Genomic DNA, 24,070 nt, shown 5'->3' with positions numbered 1-24,070 from the left:
AAAAAGATAAGCGCCACCGGGCATGTAGGCCGGGGGCGCTTCGCTTGCCCGGCCTACCGCTACATTAGCTATGTGTATGCCGGATAAGGTGTCTTATTTAATCGTTTTGTGCAGTTTGCTCGCCCATCGCCGAACCCGCCGCAGCCATCTGCGCCGCTTTTTGCTTTTTATAGCTCAGCGCCGCCGCCGGAACCGGCATCACCTTGCCCGTTTCGATCCAGGTGCGTAAACGGCTGGCATCGGCAAAGTGGGTATATTTACCGAACGCATCCATCACCACCAGCGCCACCGGTTTGTTATTGATCACGGTGCGCATCACCAGGCAGTGGCCTGCCGCATTGGTAAATCCGGTTTTGGTTAACTGAATATTCCAGTTATCGCGGTATACCAGATGGTTGGTGTTACGGAATGGCAGCGTATAAGCCGGGTTGGCAAAGGTCGCCATATCTTCACGCGTGGTGCTTAACTGGCCAATCAGCGGATACTGCTTGCTGGCGATCAGCAGCTTGGTTAAATCACGGGCGGTCGAGACGTTATGAATCGATAAGCCGGTTGGTTCCACAAAACGTGTCTGAGTCATGCCGAGCGCTTTCGCTTTGGCATTCATGGCTTTAATAAACGCGTTATACCCGCCCGGATAATGATGCGCCAGGCTCGCTGCCGCACGGTTTTCTGATGACATCAGCGCCAGCAGCAGCATGTCTTTACGGCTAATTTCACTGTTCAGTCGCACACGAGAGTAGATGCCTTTCATTTCCGGCGTCTGACTGATATCAACTTTCAGCTTTTCATTCAGCGGCAGCCGCGCATCAAGCACCACCATCGCTGTCATTAATTTGGTAATCGACGCAATCGGACGCACAAGGTCCGGGTGGTTCGAGTAGATAACTTTGTTGGTATTCAGATCAACAATCATCGCGCTACCGGACGCTATCTCAGGTTGAGAAGCCGCTGCGGTAGTTGCCGTTTTAGCCACGGCTTGGGGTGCAAAAGGAACGGCCAGCACCAGGGCAAGGCTTAATAATGAAACTCGGAATTTCAGCATGATGAGATTTCTGATAATGATTCACGCACGTCACAACGCACACCGCCTGAGACTAAGTATTATCTCAAGCTAGCTCAGGCATCATAGCGATCCGGCAGGTTTGCCGCCACAGGAGAATCGTCTCGAAATGCTGCGTTGCTGACTTTTACGTCAACAACGCAGCGCTGACAGGTTATCCGTCAGAATAATCGATAGCCGTAACCCCACAGGATTACCGTAATAGCCAGCAAAACTTCCAGGACCAGCACCCCGATCGCCAGCGTTGAACTGGAAAAACTTAACCCTTCCTCACGAGTGATATTCAGGAATGTCGGTATGCCGAGATAAAGCAAATAGCCGGTGTAAAACAGCGCGATGGTCCCCACCAATGCGCACAGCCAGACCAGCGGATAAAGTGCGACCAGTCCGCTTAAAAACAGCGGCGTCGCGACATATCCGGCAAACACCATACAATGCGCCAGCGACGGACGCTGCGGATAATTTCGCGCCATCCACCAGATAACCCGGCCCATGACGGCGACGCCTGCCAGCATCACCCCGTAAAACAGAATCGCCATCGCAAATCCGGTCAACAGAGATAACTTCAGGATATTGCCATCGCCAAAATTCCAGCCGATTTGCGTAGTGCCGATAAACGCGCAAACAACCGGGATTGCCGCCATCAGCAGTACATGGTGGGTATAGTGATGCGAAACGCTTTCGTTTTCGCTGTTGATCACGTGCATTTCACGATCGGGATGGGAAAACAGCCCCCAGACATGGTTCATACCGCCCCCTTCTTGTCAGCTCCGGACCTCAACACTTCAAGTATAATTCAGCTTTTGATTATTTTATGTACACAGAGAAAATACCGGATCGCTACGGCGAATGTCAGTTAGTTAACGAAGTAGAGTAACCGTCACGATAACTGAGAGCGGAACATCCGGAGGTAATGAATCTGTTACCTCCGGCGTATTGTTACGTTCACCCAATGTTTATCACTTCTCTGAAACGATTACTCCCAGTGAACGTGTTAAGGGTACTATCGCCGTACCCTTAACAATCCCGGCTCCCGGCGGGAAAATTGTTGCTGCGCAATACCCTCCGCTTATTCCTTCAGGCTACCGGGTCGGGCGCGAGGTAGCATCCTGCAAAACGCGCCCTGAGCCAGCATCCATGCTGGCTCTCCCGGCCTTACGGAAACACGTCGGCAATTTCCAGCCGGACCAGCCCACACCTGACCACCTGTATTTTTATTTGAATATATCTGAACAGCAAAACAGATTTTTACTGGAAGTCAGAGCGTTGAAGCGATGACCCCGGTCCGGCTGAAAATCGATGAGGCGTTGACGGCTGACCGGGGCTGCCCGCAGGGATGCGGGCAGAGGGGACGGCCTGCATGGATGCAGGCTCGGCCCCGACCCGACAGGCAGACGACATAAGACGAATAACTCGCGCAGCGACGATTTTCCCGCCGGGAGCCTGGGATGCAAGGGAGGCGGCGGTGAGCCTCCCTTGCACGTTCACGGGTAACGGCGTTTCAGAGAAATGACACCGCGGAGGTGAACGGAACCCTGAGCCAGAATCACATGTCCTTCATAATACTTAACTGACAAGCATTAGAACGCTACTACGCGGCTTTTCCGGCATCAAATAATCATAGGGTGTATGCTATTAGCAGTGGAGGTCATACAATCGTATGGATATAAATCATTATGTTGCGCAATACGGCTATGCTGCGTTAATCATCGGCAGTCTGGCGGAAGGCGAAACCATTACCCTGTTAGGCGGCGTCGCGGCACATCAGGGCGTTCTGAAATTTCCTCTGGTGGTACTCTCGGTCGCGCTGGGCGGGATGATTGGCGATCAGTTGCTTTATTTACTCGGACGCCGTTTTGGCGGCAAAATTTTGCGTCGTTTCTCGCGCCACCAGGCAAAAATTGATTACGCACAGAAGATGATCCAGCGACGTCCTTACCTGTTTGTGGTCGGTACGCGCTTTATGTACGGCTTTCGCGTTATTGGCCCCTTACTGATTGGCGCCAGTCACCTGCCGCCGAAGATTTTTTTACCGTTGAATATTCTTGGCGCGTTTGTCTGGGCATCGTTATTTACCACCCTGGGCTACGTCGGGGGTGAAGTGATAGCGCCGTGGCTGCACAGCCTTGACCAGCATATCAAGCATGGCATCTGGCTGGTGCTGGTTATCGGGATTGTCGGGGGCGTCCGCTGGTGGATGAAACGGCGAAGCACGCGTAAAGCGCAATGAAAATGGCCCGACAGCGGAACACCGACGGGCCGATTAATCAGGACGCGTGATAACCGCCGCCCAGCGCACTGGTCAACTGAATTGAGGCATCCAGCCATTGGCCTTGCAAAAGCAGACCGTTGCACCGCTCACGTAATGCAGGGATCTTTGCCTCACTGACCCTGGAGCCCGCAATAATACCCGCATTAAAGCGCGCCTGCGCCAGCCCCACTACGCGTTGTGCGTCATGCTCAATCTGCTGCTGATGCTGATTCTTCTGCGCCAGTGTTTCCACCTGGGATGCAGCACGTGCCACGTCATTCACTGCATCCACCACAGCTTTGTTGTAATTCGCCACCGTCAGGTTGCTTTGCGCTTTCGTAATATCGAGATTCGCGTTCAGCCTGCCGCTGTCAAAGATAGGCAGCGTCAGCCCGGCGGTTACGCCCATTTGCTGCGCGGAATGGCGGAACAGGTCACTCAGATGTAGCGCATCCTGTTGTAAAAATGCCATTAGATTCACATCGGGATAAAACGCCGCTTTCGCCGCATCAATGCTGCTCAGCGATGACTCAATGTACCAGTGCGCCGCCTGTAAATCCGGTCGGCGGGCCAGTAGCGAATAACCTAACTGGGACGGGAGCTGGCTTTCAACTACGGGCAGTTTAGTCGAATGGAGCTTCAGGGCGACGGACTGCGAGTTGCTCAACGCGCTCAGCCGCGCCTCGATTACCTTCATTTTGCCGCTGACATCATTCAACTGCTGCTCTGTTTTGCTGGAATCGATATCGGTTTCAACGCCTTCCACCGAAGACGTAAGACCATTTTGATACAGCTGACGATCGACGGTTATCACATTTTGCTGCTCGCTTTCGATTTGCGTCAGCACGGTTTTCAGCGCCGCCTGCGTCTGCCATTCCCAGTAAAGACGGGAGACACCGCTCGCCAGCAGCAGTCGGGTTTGCTCGCGCTCAGCCTCACGCGCCTTAACGGCTCCTATACGCGCAGTCACTTCGGCTCGATTCTTACCCCACAGATCCAAATTCCAGCCTGCAGTTAAACCAAAGGTACCGTTGGTGTACCACGGCCCTGTTGTTCCGGCGGCGGGATCGGTAAGGGCAAACGGTCCCATCAGTCCTTCAGCTGACATTTTCTGACGCTCAACGTCTGCGGAGAAGTCGATCTCCGGGCCATCCTGCGCTTCCACGGACTTAGCCTGCGCCTCCGCCAGTTGTATGCGCTGTTCCGCGACCTGCATATCAGGAGAATTTCGCAACGTGCTGTCAATCAACGCATTAAGCTGGGGGTCGTGATATGCCTTCCACCACTGGCTGTCCGGCCAGCCATTTTTTAACGCGGCAGGCAATGTGGTATCGACATTCGCAGCAGGGGTCTGCTGTGACAGAGACTGGCGATCATCATGCATTGGCGCGCAGCCTGCCATCAGAACAAAAAGCGGCAACAATGCCGTCGTGACAAACACAGAATTACGATTCATGGAGATATACAGGTAAGAAAAGATGTGCAGAGATTACGACTTGTCGCTGTTGCTTTTTTAGTTACGCGTGGCAATACATCTTTGGCAATAAAAATATATAATCAGAAAAATATACACCCTATGAATAATATAGATTAAATAATTTTAATAATTAATGGATGGAGATGTTATGTCACAGAATATCTATGACGATCCTGAGTTCTTTGCCGGATATGCCACGCTGGATCGTTCAGTAAAGGGACTCGATGGCGCGCCAGAATGGCCGACACTACAAGCGATGCTCCCCTCTCTTCAAGGCAAAAACATTCTTGATTTGGGCTGTGGATATGGTTGGTTTTGCCGCTATGCGCGCGATAATCAGGCAGCCAGCGTAATGGGACTGGATATTTCACAAAAGATGTTAACCCAGGCGCACAGTATGACACAGGGTAATGGCATCGTTTATCAGCGTGAAGATCTCGAAACGCTAACCCTGTCCCCAAATTCGTTTGACCTGGTTTATAGCTCGCTTGCCCTGCACTATTTGCACGATATAGAACGATTATTCGTAACCATTTACCAGTCATTAACACCAGGCGGTATGTTGGTTTTCTCTGCCGAGCATCCAATTTATACCGCACCGCTTAACCAGGGCTGGATAAAAGATAAAACCGGGCAACTGTCCTGGCCGGTTAATCATTATCAGCAGGAAGGTGAGCGCATCAGTAACTGGTTTGCTGAAGGCGTCAAAAAACAGCACCGCAAGCTGGCGACCTGGATTAATGCGCTGATTGGGGCCGGATTCGATATCGTTTGTGTCGATGAATGGGGACCTTCCGCGCAACAGATTGCTGAAAACCCGGCGTTAGATGAAGAAAAAGAACGGCCGATGGTGTTTCTGCTCAGCGCACGTAAACCGGCATAACAACGCCTCCAGGCAGAATGATTAATACTTTCCTATACTCAATCTGAACTTACCAAAAAAAGGAAAGTTAATGAAAATTCTGCTGTGGGTAATTCTGATTATTTTTCTGATTGGGCTATTGGTGGTAACAGGCGTGTTTAAGATGATTTTCTGATGTCGTCATTTCGCCCAGGCCTGATAGCAGAAATTTCAGGCTATTATTCTCTCTGATGCCGGATGGCGGCGTAAACGCCTTATCCGGCCTACTGGAACTGAGATCAGGCAGTAATCTCGATGGCCTGAATCGCCCGCGCGATATCCGGCGAATTGTTTAACGCACGAATTTCCTGAAAAAGCGCGGTTGCCTCTGAATATTCTTTCCGCAAATACCCTAACCACTGCTTAATCCGCGCTACATGATACAACCCGGTGTCCCCCTGCTTTTCAAGGCGGGTATATTTTTGCAACAGCGTCACGACTTCAGGCCACGGCATACGCGGCTCGTTGTATTTCACCACGCGGCTCAGGTTCGGAATATTTAATGCGCCACGTCCGATCATCACCGCATCGCATCCGCTGATGGTCATACAATCCTGGGCGCTCTGCCAGTCCCAGATTTCGCCATTCGCGATAACCGGAATGGTTAGTCGCTGGCGGATCTCGCCAATCGCCTGCCAGTTAATATGTTCGGCCTTGTAGCCCTGCTCTTTGGTTCGGCCATGCACCGCCAGCTCGCTGGCGCCAGCCTGCTGGACGGCGTCGGCAATTTCAAACTGCCGGTCGCTGTTATCCCAGCCCAGACGCACTTTCACCGTCACCGGGAGATGCGCCGGAACCGCCTCGCGCATAGCTTTTGCACCCTGGTAGATAAGCTCAGGATCTTTCAATAACGTTGCGCCACCGCCGCTGCCGTTCACCAGCTTCGATGGACAGCCGCAGTTCAGATCAACTCCGTACGATCCCAGTTCTACCGCGCGCGCGGCATTCTCCGCCAGCCACTGCGGATACTGTCCTAACAGCTGAATGCGAACCAACGTGCCGGATGGCGTCCGGCTGTTGTTATGCAGTTCCGGGCAGAGTCGATGAAATACTTTTGCCGGCAGGAGCTGATCCACCACGCGCACAAACTCGGTGATGCACAGATCGTAATCATTTACTTCGGTCAGCAGCTCGCGCACCAGTGAGTCGAGCACGCCTTCCATCGGCGCCAGTAAAACACGCATATCGTCACCCGCAAAAAAAGAGGCGCTATGGTAGCGCCTCCGTTCGGGAGATTAAAGAGGCTCAGCGCGGCAACAGGCAGTTATCTTCTTTCCAGCCGTACAGCCATTCCATACCACGATAAAATTCCGCCTGCGATTTGTCTTTCCACAGCAGATTACGCACCTGACGCTCGACGCCCGCGGCGTGGTAGACCCGGCCCATTTCACGCGTCGACCAGACAATTCGCGCGGTACGCGGAATACGCACCGACTCATACAGCGCAAAGGCATCAGCCGCATCGCCATCACACTGCTGTAACGCTTTACCGAGCGTGACGGCATCTTCCAGCGCCATACAGGCACCCTGTGCCATATACTGCGCCACCGGATGTGCGGCGTCCCCCACCAGCGTTATACGATCGCTACCCCATTTATCTACCGGCTCGCGGTCGGCGGTGGACCAGCGCCGCCATGACGTCGGCTTATCCAGCATCTGACGCGGACGCGGATGAATGCCCGCAAAATAGGAGAGCACTTCCTCTTTGCTGCCATCCTTCACGCCCCACTCCTCCTGCTGACGACTGTGGAAAGTCACCACCAGGTTGTACTGCTTGCCGCCGCGCAGCGGGTAGTGCACCAGGTGACAGTGCGGCCCAGCCCACAGCACCGGTGCGTTAATGCGCAAATCTTCCGGCATATCATCGCAATCAATCACGGCGCGATAGACCACGTGCCCGGTAACCCGCGGAGCATCGCCAATCAGAGACTGACGAACAACCGATTTCACACCGTCACAGCCCACCAAAATATCCGCCGTCCAGCTGTTGCCGTGCTCATCAAATACCGTCACGTCATTATCTGTCTGGCGAATATCAACCACGTTAGTTGAGGTGCGATACTCAACGTTAGGATGCACCAGCGCCGCTTCCCAAACGCTGGCGTGAATATCAACCCGATGGATAACCGCATAAGGACCGCCAAAGTGATCGCGGAACGCCTGCCCGGTTTCAATGCGCACCACCTCTTTCGCATTTACCGCATCCATCATCGTGATATGGTCGGTAAAAACGGCGCGCTGACGGGCGATTTCCCCCACGCCAAGGCTGTCCAGAGCAGAGAACGCGTTCGGTCCGAGCTGAATACCCGCGCCAATTTCACCAATCTCGTGCGCTTTCTCCAGCAACATCACTTTAATGCCCTGACGGGCCAGCGATAGCGCGGTCGCCGCGCCGCCAATCCCGCCACCCACGATAATTGCGCGTGCCACTTTAGCCATTGTCGTTCTCCTTATCAGGCTGGAATTTTGTCTTGTTGATTCTCGGGCGCGGCGGCGATAAACGCCGGAAGCTGAGTACAGGCATCATATACCGCCTTACAGCGCGGATATCCGCTCAGATCGCAGCCCATACGTAACGCGTTCGCCCACTGTGGGATCAGACAGCAATCCGCCAGCGTCGGCGCATCACCCACGCAGAACTTCCCCGAATGACTCTGGCGCAGCATCTGTTCCACCGCGCTTAACCCTTGCTGGATCCAGTGCGCATACCAGCGTTTTTTATCTTCTTCGCTAATCTTTAACTCTTCGCTCAGGTAGCGCAGCACCCGCATGTTATTCACCGGGTGGATATCACAGGCGATGGCATAGACAATTTCCAGCACCTTACTGCGCGCCGGGAAATCAGCAGGCAGCAGCGGCGACTGCGGAAAGTGGCCATCCAGCCAGTCGGTTATCGCCAGCGACTGCCCGAGTGATTCTCCGTCATCGGTCACCAGCGTCGGCACCAGTCCCACCGGATTCATTCGCCGGTAGGCCAGTTCGTTCTGCTGACCGATGCGAATATTGACGCCCACCGTCTGGTAATCTAGCCCCTTCAGCGCCAGCGCAATGCGCACCCGATATGACGCGGAGCTATTAAAGAAACTGTACAGCTTCATTATCCACCTCAGACAATCTTCACGGCGATGGGGGTTAAACCGTCTACGTTTCCGGTGATCACATCCCCTTTCACTACCGCCCCCACGCCTTCGGGTGTACCGGTGTAGATCAGATCGCCCGGCTGCAGTTCGAAAAAGCCAGACAGATAGCTAATAGTTTCATTCACAGACCAGATGAGGTGGCGAATATCGCTACGCTGATGATCGTCGCCGTTGACCTGCAACCAGATTGGCGCATGGTTAACATCCACACTTTCGCTGGCTTTATGCAGCGGCGCGATGGGCGCGGAGAGATCAAACGCTTTACCGATTTCCCACGGACGCCCCATCTGGCGCATCTCCATCTGCCGGTCACGGCGGGTCATATCCAGACCGGTGGCATAGCCCCAGATATATTCGTGCGCTTTTTCCAGCGGAATATCGCTGCCCTTTTTGCCAATCGCCACCACCAGTTCTATTTCATAGTGAAAGTTATCGGTCTGCGATGGGTACGGCAGTTCAAGGATCTGACCAGCCGCCACCGGGACCACCGCATCGGCAGGTTTACAGAAGAAGAACGGTGGTTCGCGATCCGGATCAAAGCCCATTTCACGCGCATGAGCGGCATAGTTACGGCCCACACAGTAAACGCGGCGCACAGGAAACTGTTCATCACTGCCAACTACCGGAACGGTAACCGGCGCTTGTGGTTCAAATACGTATTGCGTCATTTTCTCTCTCCCAAATTAATAGCGTGCTTCGCGGAACAACCCCAGTGCTTCCTGAACCGGTCTGTCCGAAAAACTGAATAAGACGGTATCTTCGTGGGTCTGGAACGACACGCCGTGCCAGGTCGGCACCACAAAAATATCTTTTGGCGAAAAGTTGAAGGTTTCGTTACCGATGGTGACCTGCCCACTTCCCTCCACCACGTGGTAGATAGTGCTGTCGGTGGTACGCGCCATTCGTGAGGAAAAGCCCTGCGGCAACAGTTGCAGGAAGGTTCCCATCGAAGGCATGGGATAACCGCCGGTTACCGGGTTGACGTAACGCATCTTGAAACCGTCCCACTCATCGGCGTCACCCATGCGGGTCAGGTCATGCAGAGCTTCACGGCTGCGATCGTAGCGATAATTGAAAATGGGCGATGAGTTACCTTTCTGATGACGCAGCGGCAGCATATTGGCCGCGTAGCGCGGTAAGTAATCCCCTTCCTTACGCGTGACCGGCTGCTGATCTTCCGGGTAGTCTTCCGCAAAGCCGCAGCCCAGCAGGTTCACCAACGGCAGATCCAAACCATCCAGCCACACCACCGGTTCACTGCCAGGGTTACCATGATCGTGCCAGCGCCACTGCGGCGTCAGAATAAAATCGCCTTCATGCATTTGGGTGCGCTCACCGTCCACGGCGGTAAATGCCCCTTTCCCTTCGACAATAAAACGCAGCGCAGACTGATTATGACGATGACTCGGCGCAACCTCGCCCGGCATAATTAACTGCAATCCCGCGTACAGCGTTGGGGTGATTGAAGACTGTCCGCGCAGCATGGGGTTTTCCAGCACCAGCACGCGGCGAATCGCCTCTTTCGCGCCAATCAGATCGCCACTTTCCAGCAGCAGCGGACGGATTTCCTGATAGTTCCAGTACGCTGGCGCGCAATGTGCGTTCGGTGTTGGTGGCACCAGGCGGTGCAGTGACTCCCACAGCGGGGTCAGATTCTGCCCGGAAATATGCTGGTAAAACTGCTGACGGCTGTTCTTAATATCCTGATTCAGTTCAGACATAGGGATTCTCCTTATTCATTCACAACACCTGCGCGAGGCAGAGTATTTGAGGCAGAGGCCGACTGGCGGATAACAACCGTCAGCAGCGTAAGCATTACCGCGCTGATGGCCGCCGGGACGGCAATAATGAAAAACAGGTTATCGAATGAGAAATTCATCGCCATCATCACGCCGCCGGAAAGCGAACCGACAATCGCGCCGCAGCGTCCCACTGCATTAGACCAGCTGACGCCCGTCGCCCGGCTTTGCGTCGGATAAAGCGTGGCGGTTAACGCATTAAGACCAACCTGAGAACCGCTGATGCCGATGCCGGTGCCAAAAATTGCCAGCGCCATCAGCCACAAGCCGTTCTCGCTCAGGCCAATCATGACGATGCATACCGCGCCCAGCGCATAACTCACGGCCAGCACGCGGAAAGGATTGTATTTATCCATCAGCACGCCCAGCGCCAGCGCCCCCAGCGTTCCTCCAATCTGGAAGGCGGCAGTTACCCAGGAGGCATGCTGCAGGTCAATTCCACGATGGTTAAGCAACGTTGGCATCCAGCTGGAGAGCAGATAAATAATCAGCAGGCTCATAAAGAACACTACCCATAGCATCAGGGTAATAGGCAGCTGTCGCCCAACGAACAGCTGGCGAATGCTGCCTTTAGCAATTGCGGCACCCTCGTTGAGATAAAAATGGGTATTCTCATAACGTTCCCGGGTGATGGCACTGACGGTTCTGGCAATCACGTTTTGCGGCAGCTGACGACGAACCTGCCAGCGCGGGGATTCCGGTAGCGCAAACAGCAGGGCCACAAACAGCATCAGCGGTAGAACGCCTCCCAGCACCAGGATGCCGTGCCAGCCAATCACCGGCACCAGCTGCGCGCTGACGATACCCCCCATTGCCGATCCCAGAGTAAAACCACAGAACATCATGGTGACCAGTGCCCCGCGCCGACGCGCAGGGAGATATTCAGACGTCATGGTGATGGTATTTGGCATTGCGCCGCCCAGACCTAAACCGGTCAGGAAGCGCAAAATAACCAGCGTTTGTAGATCGGGTGAAAAAGCCGATATCAGACTTAGCGCACCGAACAATGCCACGCAGAGTTCTATCACCCGTTTACGGCCAAAACGGTCGGACAGCGGGCCACAGAGTAGCGCGCCAGCGGTTAGCCCCAGCAGACCTGCGCCAAACAGCGGTGCCAGATCGCCGGCAGTCAGTTGCCAGTGAGTGCGAATGTCGGGTGCGATAAAACCAATCGCCGCAGTATCAAATCCGTCGAGCATGACAACCAGAAAACAGCAGATGATAACGCGCCACTGTGTCTTACCGACGGGGGCGGAATCGATCAGTGCTTGTAGATCACGTTGTTGAGTCATAGTGAATGCCTCAGTACAGGTAGAGTAGATGTCTGTTTTGTTTTAGGTATGTTGCGACTTTGTATGTTTGGAGATGAAATGTACAATGGCTTTTCATGCAGAGGCATAACCTGGAGGTTATAGCAAATGGCAAACTGGGCGCAGAAACTGAAGTTGCAACACCTGCAAACGCTTATCGCACTAGGAGAACAGGGAAATCTGACGCACGTCGCCCGAATGATGAATATCACCCAGCCCGCGTTGTCGAAATGGTTATCACAGCTCGAAGATGAGATTGGCATCACGCTCTTTGAACGTCACAGTAAAGGCTTGCGTCCTTCCGAAGGCGGCAAGCTGCTACTGCAACATGCCCAACGCCTGATCAATGATATGGAGCGTTCGCAGTATGAAATCGCCCGTTTTAAGCGAGGCGGTCTTGTAGGGAGTCTGAAGATTGGCTGCTCGCCGGTAGCAACCGACTGTGTTTCACAGGCAATACTGGGTTTGCTCACAGAACTGCCAACCCTGCATCTTAATATTGAAGAGAAAGTGATGACCCCGCTGCTGCACGATCTGCTCGCGGGCTCGGTGGATGTCGTCGTCGGTCGCGTCGGCGGTCGGGCTCTTCAGCTGCCGCTCAATTATCAGGTGCTGTATACCGAGCCAGTGTGTTTCGTCGCCCGTCCCGACCATCCCTTAGCAAAATATCCCCTGCTCACCTGGCACGATCTGGCGAACTGGCGCTGGATTGTCTGGCCGACAGGAACCCCTATCCGGATAAGCATTGATAACGCACTGGTTGATAACGGCGTCATGTTGCCGGAAAACATCATTGAATCGGCATCGATCAACGTCAGCACCAATCTGCTGCAAAGTAGCGATATGATCTCTATTCTTTCTCTACGCCTGGCACAACGGTATGCCGCCCAGGGACAGCTGGCTATCCTGAATCTGCCGAAGATTGAACAAAAAGGCAGCGTCGGCGTATTCTGGCGCAACAACGAAACGCCTACTACCGCCCTGAATCGTTTTTTGTATTATCTGGCACAAGTTTAGCGCGGAGAGTTAGGGCCACCGCCCGATGTTCCAGATATCTATTTCCTCTATGCTTAGAATTCATGATGTGATCGGTAGCACGTTTTTAAGTTTAATTGTATGATGAATCAGTCTCGTCAAGGGTTTCAACTATGAGCAAAGCACTGAACATTATCTGGCAATATTTGCGCGCCTTCGTCCTGATTTATGCCTGCCTCTATGCAGGTATTTTTCTTGCATCGCTACTTCCTATCACCATTCCGGGCAGCATTATCGGCATGTTGATTCTGTTTGTTTTACTGGCTTTGCAGGTGTTACCGGCAAAATGGGTTAACCCCGGTTGCTACGTGCTGATTCGTTATATGGCCTTGCTGTTTGTCCCAATTGGCGTGGGGATCATGCAGTACTTTGACCTGCTGCGCGCACAATTTGGTCCGGTGGTAGTGTCTTGTACTATCAGTACGCTGGTCGTTTTCCTGGTGGTGAGCTGGAGCTCGCACATTGTGCACGGTGAGCGCAAAATCGTTGGGCAAAAAGGGTCTAAAGAATGATGTCGTATATCTGGTGGTCGTTACCTCTTACGCTGGCGGTATTTTTTGGCGCACGTAAGCTGGCTGCACGATTTAAAATGCCGCTATTGAACCCGCTGCTGGTCGCCATGGTGGTGATTATTCCCATTCTGCTGCTGACCGGTATTCCCTACGATCACTATTTCAAAGGCAGCGAAGTACTGAACGATTTGCTGCAACCTGCCGTGGTCGCGCTGGCTTATCCGTTATACGAACAGCTGCACCAGATTCGCGCCCGCTGGAAATCAATCATTGCTATCTGTTTTGCCGGCAGCGTTGTGGCGATGGTTACAGGTACAACAATCGCCTTGTTGATGGGCGCATCGCCGCAAATTGCCGCATCTATCATGCCCAAATCGGTCACCACGCCTATCGCTATGGCGGTGGGTGGCAGTATTGGCGGCATTCCGGCTATCAGCGCCGTTTGCGTCATCTTTGTCGGTATCCTGGGGGCGGTATTTGGTCATACGTTGCTTAATGCCATGCGTATTCGCACCAAGGCCGCGCGTGGACTGGCAATGGGCACCGCGTCGCACGCCCTGGGCACCGCACGCTGTGCGGAACTGGACTATCAGGAAGGTGCGTTTAGCTCACTGGCGCTGGTCATTTGCGGCATTATTACCTCACTGGTAGCCCCGTTCCTGTTCCCGATTATTCTGGCAGTGGTGGGTTGATCTTCATTTTTTAGCTATTTATTTGCGATGCGTTGCACATTTTTCATTTAAGTTTCATAAGTTGCATACACAATGAGATTTGGATCACATATAAAGCCATAACAGGCCCGTAAACTACGATTCCATTACATTGTTATGAGGCATCGCCATGCATCCACGTTTTCAAACTGCTTTTGCCCAACTCGCGGATAACTTGCAATCAGCCCTGGCCCCTGTTCTGGCGGATGCACATTTCCCCGCCATGCTGACTGCTGAGCAGGTCTCTTTGCTGAAACGCGAATCGGGACTGGACGAAGACGCGCTGGCATTCGCTCTGCTGCCGCTGGCTGCGGCCTGCGCGCGTACTCCGCTGTCCAGCTTTAACGTTGGCGCAATCTCTCGCGGCATCAGCGGCAACTGGTACTTCGGTGGGAACATGGAGTTCCTGGGCGCGACCATGCAGCAAACCGTTCATGCCGAGCAAAGCGCTATCAGCCACGCCTGGCTGCGCGGTGAAAAAGGACTCGCTGCCATCACCGTCAACTACACGCCGTGCGGCCACTGTCGCCAGTTTATGAACGAACTGAACAGCGGACTGGATTTACGGATTCATCTGCCGGGACGTGCACCACACGTGCTGCGTGATTACCTGCCAGATGCCTTCGGCCCGAAAGATCTGGAGATTAAAACGCTGCTGATGGACGATCAGGATCACGGCTTCGCGCTGCAGGGTGATGCGTTGACTCAGGCGGCGATCACCGCCGCCAACAGATGTCATATGCCGTACAGCAAATCTCCAAGCGGCGTGGCGCTGGAGTGTAAAGATGGTCGTATTTTTAGCGGCAGCTATGCTGAAAATGCCGCCTTCAACCCGACTCTGCCACCGCTGCAGGGCGCGTTAAACCTGTTGAATCTCAACGGTTATGATTATCCAGATATCCAACGTGGTGTACTGGCTGAAAAAGCCGATGCGCCGTTGATTCAGTGGGATGCGACATCCGCTACCCTGAAGGCACTGGGCTGCAATAATATTGAGCGCGTTCTCCTGGGATAATCGACTCAATAACGCCAGTTCGTAGGCCGGATAAGGTGTTTACTCCGCCATCCGGCACTATGCAGAATGTCTAAAATCCCCTCAATCAGACTGCTGTTTCTTGCGCTACGTCTTCCGGTACAGTAGCCTGATTGAAATTCCATCCAAATAACGAGTTTTCTGCATGTTAAAGCGCGTGTTTTACAGCCTGTTAGTCCTGCTAGGCTTGCTGCTTTTGACCGTGCTTGGACTCGATCGGTGGATGAGCTGGAAGACTGCTCCCTACATTTACGACGAACTGCAGGATTTACCTTACCGCCAGGTAGGTGTGGTTCTGGGCACGGCGAAGTATTACCGCACCGGCGTCATCAATCAGTATTACCGCTACCGTATTCAGGGCGCATTGAACGCCTATAACAGCGGGAAGGTAAACTATCTGCTGCTAAGCGGCGACAATGCGCAGCAAAGCTACAACGAACCCATGACGATGCGTAAAGACTTGATTGCCGCGGGCGTCGATCCCGCTGACATTGTGCTTGATTACGCCGGGTTTCGGACGCTTGACTCCATCGTGCGTACCCGCAAGGTGTTCGATACCAACGATTTCATCATTATTACCCAGCGATTCCACTGTGAGCGCGCCTTGTTTATTGCGCTCCATATGGGTATCCAGGCCCAGTGCTACGCCGTACCTTCGCCAAAAGATATGCTCACCGTGCGGGTACGTGAATTTGGCGCCCGTTTTGGCGCACTTGCCGATCTCTACATTTTCAAACGTGAGCCCCGCTTTTTAGGCCCACTGGTGCCTATCCCGACCATGCATCAGGTACCGGACGATGCACAGGGATATCCGGCGGTCACACCTGAACAATTACTCGAATTACAAAAGAAACAAGGAAAATAAGCATGGATGTACAAACCCTTTTCGTCGTGTTGGCCTTTCTGCTCATTCCGGTGTTTTGTTTTCGTGAAGCCTGGAAAGGCTGGCGCTCGGGAGCCGTAGATAAAATTAAAAAGAATGCGCGAGAACCGGTTTTCGCTTATCGCAATCAAGAGCCGCTGCAATTTTGGTCTTACGTACTGGTTTATGCTGGATGCGGATGCTTATCCTTCGGTATGGTTATTTACTTAGTTTTTTATCGATAATGCATTTGCTTTTATATTAGCGTTTGAGAATAGCTAATATTTTGATAATAGTTACCATTTCAATATAAGGGATTAATGCTGCTCGCCAGCATTTCCCTCAAACTATCTTCTATTTGTGAATCCTTTCACAGAATACTCTTCCTGCAGTGCTTAGCCTTAAGAATAGCCTTTCACTTTTTATATTTTGTTATTAACGGTTTGCCTTAATTTACTCAAGCATTAAGGAAGAAAATATGCCACAACAAAATTATCTGGATGAGCTCACGCCTGCTTTTACTCCATTATTAGCAATAAAAGAGGCTTCCCGCTGTTTATTATGTCACGATGCCCCCTGTAGCCAGGATTGCCCGGCGCAAACCGACCCAGGGAAATTTATTCGTTCCATTTATTTCCGTAATTTTAAAGGCGCGGCCGAAACTATCCGCGAAAATAATGCGCTCGGTGCGGTGTGTGCCCGAGTTTGCCCAACCGAAAAATTATGCCAGCGCGGGTGTACGCGCTCAGGAATTGATAAACCTATCGATATCGCGCGTCTGCAGCGCTTTATAACCGATTTTGAACAGCAGACCGCGATGAAAATCTATCAGCCGGCAACAAAAACGCTGGGCAAGGTCGCCATTATCGGCGCAGGTCCGGCAGGATTACAGGCCAGCGTAACGCTGAGCAATCTTGGTTATGACGTAACCATCTTCGAAAAACAGGCTCAGCCAGGCGGCTGGTTGCGCTATGGCATCCCAGAGTTCCGTTTGCCGCATTCGATTTTGGATCATGAAATTGCCCGTATCGTTGAAATGGGCGTGACCATCAAGTGCAATTGTGAAGTCGGCAATGCCCTTTCTGTTGAGCAACTCAAAGCAGAATATCGCGCCGTACTGGTTACCGTAGGCATGTCTTACGGATCAACATTGCCTCTGTTTGAGAAGGCGAATCACGTTGAAATTGCCGTCGATTTTCTGCAACGAGCCCGGCAATCCAGCGGCGATATTACCGTCGCCAAAAGTGCATTAATCATCGGCGGTGGTGATGTGGCGATGGATGTCGCCAGTACATTGAAGCTGCTGGGCTGCCCGTCAGTCACCTGTGTTGCGCGTGAAGAACTGAACGACTTCCCGGCCAGCGATAAAGAATTCAGCAGCACCCAGGCATTAGGCGTGTCGATTATTGACGGTTTCACGCCCGTGGCGGTTAGCGGAAATCAAGTTACCTTTAAGCACGTACGCCTGCCAGGTGAACTCACGCTGGAAGCCGAGCACATTATTCTTGCCGTTGGCCAACACGCTCAGCTTGATAATTTCGCCGCGTTAAAGCCACAGCGCAATCTTATCAATACGCAAAACTACCAAACCGCCGATCCGGTTCTGTTTGCTGCGGGCGATATTGTTGAAGGCGATAAAACGGTCGTTTACGCCGTGAAAACCGGAAAAGAAGCCGCTCAGGCCATTCATCACTATTTAGAGGGAGCTTGCTCATGTTAACGAAAGATCTTTCTATCACCTTTTGCGGCGTCAAATTTCCCAACCCGTTCTGCCTCTCTTCCTCTCCGGTGGGCAACTGCTATGAAATGTGCGCCAAAGCCTATGATACCGGCTGGGGCGGTATTGTTTTTAAAACGATCGGTTTCTTTATTGCGAATGAAGTCTCCCCGCGCTTTGACCATCTCACCAAAGAAGATACCGGCTTTATTGGCTTCAAAAACATGGAGCAAATTGCCGAGCATCCGCTGGAGGAGAATCTGGCTGCTATTCGGCGACTGAAACAAAACTACCCGGACAAGGTCCTGATTGCGTCGATCATGGGAGAAAATGAGCAGCAATGGCAGGAACTGGCCCGCCTGGTTGAAGAAGCGGGTGCAGATATGATCGAGTGCAACTTCTCGTGCCCGCAAATGACCTCACATGCCATGGGCAGCGATGTGGGGCAAAGTCCTGAGCTGGTTGAAAAATACTGTCGGGCGGTTAAACGCGGTTCGCCTCTGCCAATGCTGGCTAAAATGACACCAAATATTGGTGATATGTGTGAGGTGGCGCTGGCAGCAAAACGCGGAGGAGCCGACGGTATCGCGACCATCAATACGGTTAAATCCATCACCAATATCGACCTGAACAGGAAAATCGGGATGCCGGTCGTCAACGGTAAATCCAGTATTTCCGGCTACTCCGGCAAGGCCGTTAAACCTATTGCTTTGCGATTTATCCAACAACTGCGCATGCACCCTGAGCTGCGCGATTTCCCGATTAGCGGCATTGGAGGAATTGAGACCTGGGAAGATGCCGCCGAGTTTTTACTGTTAGGCGCGGCCACACTGCAGGTAACCACCGGAATCATGCAGTATGGTTATCGGATTGTGGAGGACATGACCAGCGGGCTGTCGCATTACCTCGCCGATCAAGGGTTTAACTCACTGGAGGAAATGGTAGGTCTGGCCAATGCCAATATCATCCCCGCCGAGGCGCTTGACCGTAGCTACATTGTCTATCCGAACATCCATCTTGATAAATGCGTCGGCTGTGGTCGTTGCTACATCTCCTGCTATGACGGTGGGCATCAGGCGATGGAATGGAATGAGGAAACCCGCACACCGCACTGCAATACGGAAAAATGTGTGGGATGTTTATTGTGCGGTCACGTTTGCCCGGTAGCCTGTATTGATCTGGGCGAGGTGAAATTTAAACCCGGAGAGAAAGAACATGCGTTAACGTTGTAACGCTGATAACAAAGCCCGGTGCAGATTACACTGCACCGGGCTTTTTACGTTGTACGATTACTTCTTACGCGCGTACTTCAGTGAGTCCAACGCGACCGCGAAGATGATAATGCCGCCCTTGATAATATACTGCCAGTAAGGGTTCACGCCGATGTAGGTCAAACCGTAGTTGATGACGGTGAAGATAATCACACCGGTCACCACGCCAAATACGGTACCTACGCCGCCGCTGAACGACACACCACCAACCACGCACGCTGCAATCGCATCCAGCTCATACATAAAGCCGAGGTTGTTGGTCGCCGAGCCGATACGTCCGGCTTCCAGCAAGCCACCGAAGGCATAGAACACGCCAGACAACGCATAGATAATCAGCAGGTTCAGCGCAACGTTTACACCGGACACTTTCGCCGCTTCTGGGTTTCCGCCGATGGCGAAAATGTTTTTACCGAAGCGGGTCTTGTTCCACAGCACCCACACAAAAGCCACCGCAATCAGCGCATAGAATGTGATGTAGGAGAGTCGGAAACTGCCCAGTGCAATAAAGCCCTGCGCAAAGGTTGAGAATCCGCTGTCAAAGCCAGAAATTGGCGATGCGCCAACGAAGTCGTAGTACAGGGAGTTGATACCGTAAACGATAATCATCGTACCCAGTGTGGTAATAAACGGCGTTACGTTCAGATAAGCAATGATAATACCGTTCACCAGCCCGATAATGGCACCAATCACGCAGACAATCAGCACCACGACAATGATCGGCATCGTCGCCATTTCCGGGAACACCTTGTTGGCATTCTCCATCGACTGCAACAGAGTTGCCGCCACCACTGCCGCAAGGCCAACCTGACGCCCCGCCGACAGGTCGGTCCCTTGGGTAACAATCAGTCCAGCCACACCCAATGCGATAATAATACGCACCGAGGATTGCGTCAGAATATTACTCAGGTTCAGTAAGCTTAAGAAAGTGGGATCCTGGAAAATAATAATCGCCAGCAAAACCAAAAGAACAACGTAAATTCCGCCTTCTTTCAGGTAAGTAAGAAAACTTTTCTTATTTAACGCACTCATGAGGAGCCCCTAATCTTAAAGGTGCAAAGACGCAAGACGGAGGATTTCGTTTTGCGTTGTTGTTTTAGTGTCAACAATTCCAGCAACGAGACCATTGCTCATCACCAGAATACGATCGGTAATACCCAGCAGCTCCGGCATTTCAGAGGAAATAATAATAATCCCCTTATCCTTTTTCGCGAGTTCGGCAATCAACTGATAAATTTCAAATTTCGCGCCAACATCGATTCCGCGCGTCGGTTCATCCAGCATCAGAATTTCTGGCTGAGTTAATAACCAACGACCAATAACCACCTTTTGCTGATTACCACCAGAAAGTGAACCGATTTGCGTACGATGGCCCGGTGTTTTCACCCTCATAGAGTCAATTACCCACTGGGTATCACTCTTCATGCGGGAATTATCCAACAGACCAACTTTGTTTTTATAGTTTTGGATATTGGAGATTAATGAGTTAAAACCAATGTCCAGATACGCATAAATACCGGTTGAGCGGCGCTCTTCCGTGACCAGTGCAAAACCATGGTTAATGGCTTCATTTGCACTGTGGTTATTAATTTTTTTGCCGTGTAGCGTAATCGTACCCGATGATTTCTCACGAATACCAAAAAGCGTTTCAACGATATCCGTGCGTTTTGCGCCTACCAGACCGGCAATCCCAAGAATTTCCCCTTTGTGCAAATCAAACGAGATATCACGAATCGACGGCTGACGCAGCGAGGTCAGGTTACGCACTTGCAGAATGACTTCACCTGGTTTGTTTTCTTTATCCGGAAAACGTTGGTTTAGTGAACGTCCGACCATCATGGCAATGATCTTATCCATATCCAGCCCTTCCAGCGGCTGGGTCGCAATCCACTGACCGTCGCGCAGTACGGTAATTTCATCGCACAGCTGGAAGATTTCTTCCATTTTGTGAGAGATATAAACAATACCGCATCCACGCTCTTTCAGCTTACGGATGATGGTGAACAGATGGTTAACTTCTTTCTCGGTTAACGATGAAGTTGGCTCATCCATGATGACGATTTTGGCGTCATAGGAGAATGCTTTCGCAATTTCAATCATCTGCATTTGTGAAACAGATAATGTACCGACGCGCGCACGCGGATCGATATCAATATCCAGTTCATCGAATATCGCTTTGGTATCGCGGTACATTTTTTCCTGATCGACAAACATACCTTTGGTGGGATAGCGTCCCAGCCACATGTTGTCCATCACAGAACGTTGTAATACCAGGTTTAATTCCTGGTGTACCATCGAAATACCATTTTCAAGCGCTTCTTTAGCAGAATGAAAATCGATTTCTTTACCCTGAAATAAAATACTGCCGGAATCTTTTTGATAGATGCCGAAAAGACATTTCAATAATGTTGATTTCCCTGCGCCATTCTCTCCCATTAGGGCGTGAATAGAATGCGGGCGAACTTTTAAATTGACATTATCAAGCGCCTTAACGCCGGGGAAGGACTTGTTGATGCCGGTCATTTCCAACAAGTATTCGCCTGACGACTGAGTATGTGTGCTGACCATAATTATACCTTGTTGGCCTTGCAGAGTGCATTATTAAGGGCGCAATGAAATTGCGCCCACATACGGAATATTTATTTGTTGGTGAACTCTGCCAGATTATCTTTATCGACACCTACGTACGGAACGCGAACAATCTTGTTCTCAATTTTCCAGTTAGTGCCATCTGCCGCACCTTTGCCATCAGCCAGGTTTCTCGCCAGATCGAAGGTGGCTTTCGCCTGGTTGTTGGCATCGTTCAGCACGGTACCGGCCATGGCGCCAGATTTCACCAGGGCCAGCGCTTCAGGCAGCGCATCCACACCAAATACCGGTACGCTGGTTTTGTTGTGCGCTTTCAGCGCTTCAACTGCACCCATTGCCATCGCATCGTTGTTGGCGATAACCACTTCAATTTTGTTCGCGTTTGGACCGGACATCCACGCATCCATCTTATCTTTCGCCTGAGCGGTATCCCACATTGCAGTATCTAACTGCAGCTGCTCAGTTTTAATGCCTTTGTCGTTCAGCTCTTTAATCACGTAAGTAGTACGCGCTTCAGCATCCGGGTGTCCCGGTTCGCCTTTCAGCAGAACAAACTGAATTTTGCCGTCTTTGTTCAGGTCCCAGTTCGGGTTAGCTGCCCAGTGTTTGGCAATCAAATCACCCTGAATAATGCCGGACTCTTTAGAGTCGGTACCGACGTAATACGCTTTGTCATAGCTGTCCAGCGCTTTACGAGAAGGCTCTTTGTTGAAGAACACGATCGGTACGTTCTGTCCGCGTGCTTTTTCAATGACCGTGCCAGCAGCTGCCGGGTCAACCAGGTTAATCGCCAGTGCTTTAACGCCTTTTGCCAGCAGCACGTCGATCTGATCGTTTTGTTTGGACTGGTCGTTCTGCGAGTCGTTCATCAGCAGCTGTACATCTGGTGCCGCTTTGGCATCTTTTTCAATAGCCTTACGTACTACAGACATAAAGTTATCGTCATACTTATAGATAGTCACACCAATGCGGGTATCAGCAGCGTGCGCAGCCGCGCCGAATAACATGCTTGCCATTACAGCAGACAGGGTCAACACCTTCTTATTCATGGTATCTCCGGTTTTATTATGCAGGGTAGTACTTGAGATAAATGCTCGGCAGGCAGAACGTTACTGAAGTGTTACTGAACGCCGAAGCTCACTTTTAAAAAATATTTCTTCCGTGTCTGGCAACGCTCCAAAAACAGGCTTTAATTTTTGTTTAAGGCACCTATACCTCGATGAAAGTGATTATTCACCGTTACATAGTAGTTACAGCGCAACAAACAGTGTCATCATAGCTATCGCATTGTTAATATACTGTGAATTTACTCACATATTGAAAGCGGTTACATCGCGCAACGTTATGAGTTAGTGATCGGTGCCGCATTCTGCCGCAGCGCCACTGAATGGCGACGCACCAGCGTTGGCATAAAACAATGCGACGCCTGCGGATCCAACGTGCCAGCCGCCCCCTGTAGCGCAAGCTCCGTCGCCATTTTTGCCATTGAGGCAATGGGATAGCGCACAGTGGTTAGCTGCGGATCGGTGTAACGCGCGATGGGAATATCATCGAAGCCAATGATAGAAAGGTGTAATGGAATAGCGATGCCGTTATCTTTTAGCGCGGTCAGCGCGCCGGCTGCCATATTGTCGTTATAAGCGAAGACCGCCGTCAGCTGTAAGTTACGCCCCAGCAGTTCCACCATCGCGGACTCTCCGCCCTGCATATCGGGTGAACCAGTGCCGACCCAACTTTCTGCCGCAACAATCCCCTGCTCTTGCAGGGCAGTTAACCACCCTTCTTTGCGCATGGCATCATCTTCAATGCGGTGGCTTGATGCCAGATAGCCGATGCGTTGATGGCCATTATTTAGCAGCATTCGGGTCGCCATTTTAGCACCGCTGATGTTATCCAGGCAGACGCAACGGTGAGCGTAACCAGGCACCAGGCGGTTGATCAGCACCATGCCGGGGATTTGATCCATAAACTCGGCCAGCTCCCGATCGCTCAGTGCTTTAGAGTGTACAATCAGCGCGTTACAGCGTTGGCGAATCAGCACCTCAATGGCATGACGTTCTTTTTCCGCCTCATGGTAGCTGTTGCCAATCAGGACATACTTCTGATGCTGCTGGGCAACCATATCCACGGCTTTTACCAGCGCGCCAAAAAACGCATCTGATACATCCATGACGACAACACCAATCGTGTCGCTTACCTGCGTCGCCAGCGCTTGTGCGTTGGCATTAGGTCGATAGCCAAGCTGAGTGACTGCTTTCATTACCGCTTCACGCGTATCGGGACTCACCAGCGCACTGTTGTTCAGTACGCGGGAAACGGTCGCTACAGAAACGCCAGACTGCCGTGCCACATCACGAATGGTTACCATATTCACTGCCCTGTTTTAGATTGCGGCTGCCCGCA

At 52.0% G+C, this 24,070-nt stretch carries 24 protein-coding genes; 11 read left to right on the top strand and 13 right to left on the bottom strand.

What is annotated here, in order from left to right:
- Window positions 1–97: 97 nt before the first annotated feature.
- Both pbpG and OGY83_RS23785 read right to left on the bottom strand, forming a co-directional pair.
- Window positions 98–1,045 (bottom strand): D-alanyl-D-alanine endopeptidase, encoded by a 948-nt coding sequence (pbpG, locus tag OGY83_RS23790; RefSeq protein ID WP_286637038.1) that lies wholly within the window; start codon window positions 1,043–1,045, stop codon window positions 98–100.
- A gap of 179 nt (window positions 1,046–1,224) precedes the next feature.
- Complete coding sequence (locus OGY83_RS23785; protein ID WP_003840142.1) at window positions 1,225–1,812, bottom strand: Yip1 family protein; 588 nt, start codon at window positions 1,810–1,812, stop codon at window positions 1,225–1,227.
- Window positions 1,813–2,723: 911 nt separating this feature from the next.
- Between OGY83_RS23785 and OGY83_RS23780 the strand changes: the two genes are divergently transcribed.
- A complete protein-coding gene (locus tag OGY83_RS23780) occupies window positions 2,724–3,293 on the top strand; it encodes a DedA family protein (protein ID WP_286637037.1) in 570 nt (189 codons plus the stop codon).
- 37 nt (window positions 3,294–3,330) lie between these two features.
- Here the strand turns inward: OGY83_RS23780 and mdtQ are convergent, their stop codons facing one another.
- Window positions 3,331–4,770, bottom strand: a complete 1,440-nt coding sequence (gene mdtQ / locus OGY83_RS23775) for a multidrug resistance outer membrane protein MdtQ (RefSeq protein WP_286637036.1) — start codon at window positions 4,768–4,770, stop codon at window positions 3,331–3,333.
- Between the two features lie 169 nt (window positions 4,771–4,939).
- Between mdtQ and OGY83_RS23770 the strand changes: the two genes are divergently transcribed.
- Window positions 4,940–5,674 carry a class I SAM-dependent methyltransferase gene (locus OGY83_RS23770; protein WP_286637035.1) on the top strand — a complete coding sequence of 245 codons (735 nt, stop codon included), beginning with the start codon at window positions 4,940–4,942 and terminating at the stop codon, window positions 5,672–5,674.
- Window positions 5,675–5,744: 70 nt separating this feature from the next.
- On the top strand, window positions 5,745–5,828 hold the full coding sequence (yohP, locus tag OGY83_RS25350; protein WP_015572324.1) for a small membrane protein YohP: 84 nt from the start codon (window positions 5,745–5,747) through the stop codon (window positions 5,826–5,828).
- 103 nt (window positions 5,829–5,931) lie between these two features.
- On the opposite strand, the gene dusC is transcribed toward yohP, so the two are convergent.
- The 6 genes from dusC to mhbT form a co-directional block, all read right to left on the bottom strand.
- A complete protein-coding gene (dusC, locus tag OGY83_RS23765; RefSeq protein WP_286637034.1) occupies window positions 5,932–6,876 on the bottom strand; it encodes a tRNA dihydrouridine(16) synthase DusC in 945 nt (314 codons plus the stop codon).
- A 61-nt stretch (window positions 6,877–6,937) separates the two neighbouring features.
- The gene (locus OGY83_RS23760) at window positions 6,938–8,131 is read right to left on the bottom strand and encodes a 3-hydroxybenzoate 6-monooxygenase (RefSeq protein ID WP_286637033.1); all 1,194 of its coding nucleotides are present in this window, start codon (window positions 8,129–8,131) and stop codon (window positions 6,938–6,940) included.
- Between the two features lie 14 nt (window positions 8,132–8,145).
- Entirely contained in the window at window positions 8,146–8,790 is a 645-nt protein-coding gene (gene maiA / locus OGY83_RS23755) for a maleylacetoacetate isomerase (RefSeq protein WP_079937622.1), read from the bottom strand.
- 8 nt (window positions 8,791–8,798) lie between these two features.
- Window positions 8,799–9,500 carry a fumarylacetoacetate hydrolase family protein gene (locus OGY83_RS23750; RefSeq protein ID WP_286637032.1) on the bottom strand — a complete coding sequence of 234 codons (702 nt, stop codon included), beginning with the start codon at window positions 9,498–9,500 and terminating at the stop codon, window positions 8,799–8,801.
- 15 nt (window positions 9,501–9,515) lie between these two features.
- Window positions 9,516–10,553, bottom strand: a complete 1,038-nt coding sequence (gene gtdA / locus OGY83_RS23745) for a gentisate 1,2-dioxygenase (protein WP_194210604.1) — start codon at window positions 10,551–10,553, stop codon at window positions 9,516–9,518.
- A gap of 11 nt (window positions 10,554–10,564) precedes the next feature.
- Complete coding sequence (mhbT, locus tag OGY83_RS23740; RefSeq protein WP_191214272.1) at window positions 10,565–11,923, bottom strand: 3-hydroxybenzoate transporter MhbT; 1,359 nt, start codon at window positions 11,921–11,923, stop codon at window positions 10,565–10,567.
- Window positions 11,924–12,049: 126 nt separating this feature from the next.
- Between mhbT and OGY83_RS23735 the strand changes: the two genes are divergently transcribed.
- The 8 genes from OGY83_RS23735 (at window position 12,050) to preA (ending at window position 19,042) form a co-directional block, all read left to right on the top strand.
- A complete protein-coding gene (locus tag OGY83_RS23735) occupies window positions 12,050–12,958 on the top strand; it encodes a LysR substrate-binding domain-containing protein (protein ID WP_123267551.1) in 909 nt (302 codons plus the stop codon).
- A gap of 131 nt (window positions 12,959–13,089) precedes the next feature.
- Window positions 13,090–13,488, top strand: coding sequence for a CidA/LrgA family protein (locus OGY83_RS23730; protein ID WP_016153711.1), 399 nt, complete (start codon window positions 13,090–13,092; stop codon window positions 13,486–13,488).
- Window positions 13,485–14,180, top strand: coding sequence for a CidB/LrgB family autolysis modulator (locus OGY83_RS23725; RefSeq protein WP_003027380.1), 696 nt, complete (start codon window positions 13,485–13,487; stop codon window positions 14,178–14,180). The genes OGY83_RS23730 and OGY83_RS23725 overlap by 4 nt, the downstream gene beginning before the upstream one ends.
- Window positions 14,181–14,328: 148 nt before the next feature.
- Window positions 14,329–15,213, top strand: coding sequence for a cytidine deaminase (cdd, locus tag OGY83_RS23720; protein WP_286637031.1), 885 nt, complete (start codon window positions 14,329–14,331; stop codon window positions 15,211–15,213).
- 163 nt (window positions 15,214–15,376) lie between these two features.
- Window positions 15,377–16,096 (top strand): outer membrane permeability protein SanA, encoded by a 720-nt coding sequence (sanA, locus tag OGY83_RS23715; protein ID WP_003027383.1) that lies wholly within the window; start codon window positions 15,377–15,379, stop codon window positions 16,094–16,096.
- Between the two features lie 2 nt (window positions 16,097–16,098).
- On the top strand, window positions 16,099–16,338 hold the full coding sequence (locus OGY83_RS23710; RefSeq protein ID WP_003027385.1) for a DUF2542 family protein: 240 nt from the start codon (window positions 16,099–16,101) through the stop codon (window positions 16,336–16,338).
- Window positions 16,339–16,571: 233 nt separating this feature from the next.
- Window positions 16,572–17,813, top strand: a complete 1,242-nt coding sequence (locus OGY83_RS23705; RefSeq protein ID WP_194210603.1) for an NAD(P)-dependent oxidoreductase — start codon at window positions 16,572–16,574, stop codon at window positions 17,811–17,813.
- Entirely contained in the window at window positions 17,807–19,042 is a 1,236-nt protein-coding gene (gene preA, locus OGY83_RS23700) for an NAD-dependent dihydropyrimidine dehydrogenase subunit PreA (RefSeq protein ID WP_194210602.1), read from the top strand. Before OGY83_RS23705 ends, preA begins: the two co-directional genes overlap by 7 nt.
- A gap of 57 nt (window positions 19,043–19,099) precedes the next feature.
- Here the strand turns inward: preA and mglC are convergent, their stop codons facing one another.
- The 4 genes from mglC to galS all read right to left on the bottom strand — a co-directional run bounded on the left by mglC (window position 19,100) and on the right by galS (window position 24,035).
- Window positions 19,100–20,110 carry a galactose/methyl galactoside ABC transporter permease MglC gene (gene mglC, locus OGY83_RS23695; protein WP_003027393.1) on the bottom strand — a complete coding sequence of 337 codons (1,011 nt, stop codon included), beginning with the start codon at window positions 20,108–20,110 and terminating at the stop codon, window positions 19,100–19,102.
- Window positions 20,111–20,125: 15 nt separating this feature from the next.
- Window positions 20,126–21,646 carry a galactose/methyl galactoside ABC transporter ATP-binding protein MglA gene (gene mglA / locus OGY83_RS23690; protein WP_003027396.1) on the bottom strand — a complete coding sequence of 507 codons (1,521 nt, stop codon included), beginning with the start codon at window positions 21,644–21,646 and terminating at the stop codon, window positions 20,126–20,128.
- Between the two features lie 71 nt (window positions 21,647–21,717).
- Window positions 21,718–22,716, bottom strand: a complete 999-nt coding sequence (gene mglB / locus OGY83_RS23685) for a galactose/glucose ABC transporter substrate-binding protein MglB (protein WP_043016958.1) — start codon at window positions 22,714–22,716, stop codon at window positions 21,718–21,720.
- A gap of 293 nt (window positions 22,717–23,009) precedes the next feature.
- On the bottom strand, window positions 23,010–24,035 hold the full coding sequence (gene galS / locus OGY83_RS23680) for an HTH-type transcriptional regulator GalS (RefSeq protein WP_020996668.1): 1,026 nt from the start codon (window positions 24,033–24,035) through the stop codon (window positions 23,010–23,012).
- Window positions 24,036–24,070 lie beyond the last annotated feature (35 nt).

The organism is Citrobacter sp. Cpo090, from assembly GCF_030332665.1.
Classification (GTDB): domain Bacteria; phylum Pseudomonadota; class Gammaproteobacteria; order Enterobacterales; family Enterobacteriaceae; genus Citrobacter; species Citrobacter portucalensis.
This window is presented reverse-complemented; position numbering and strand designations above follow the sequence as displayed.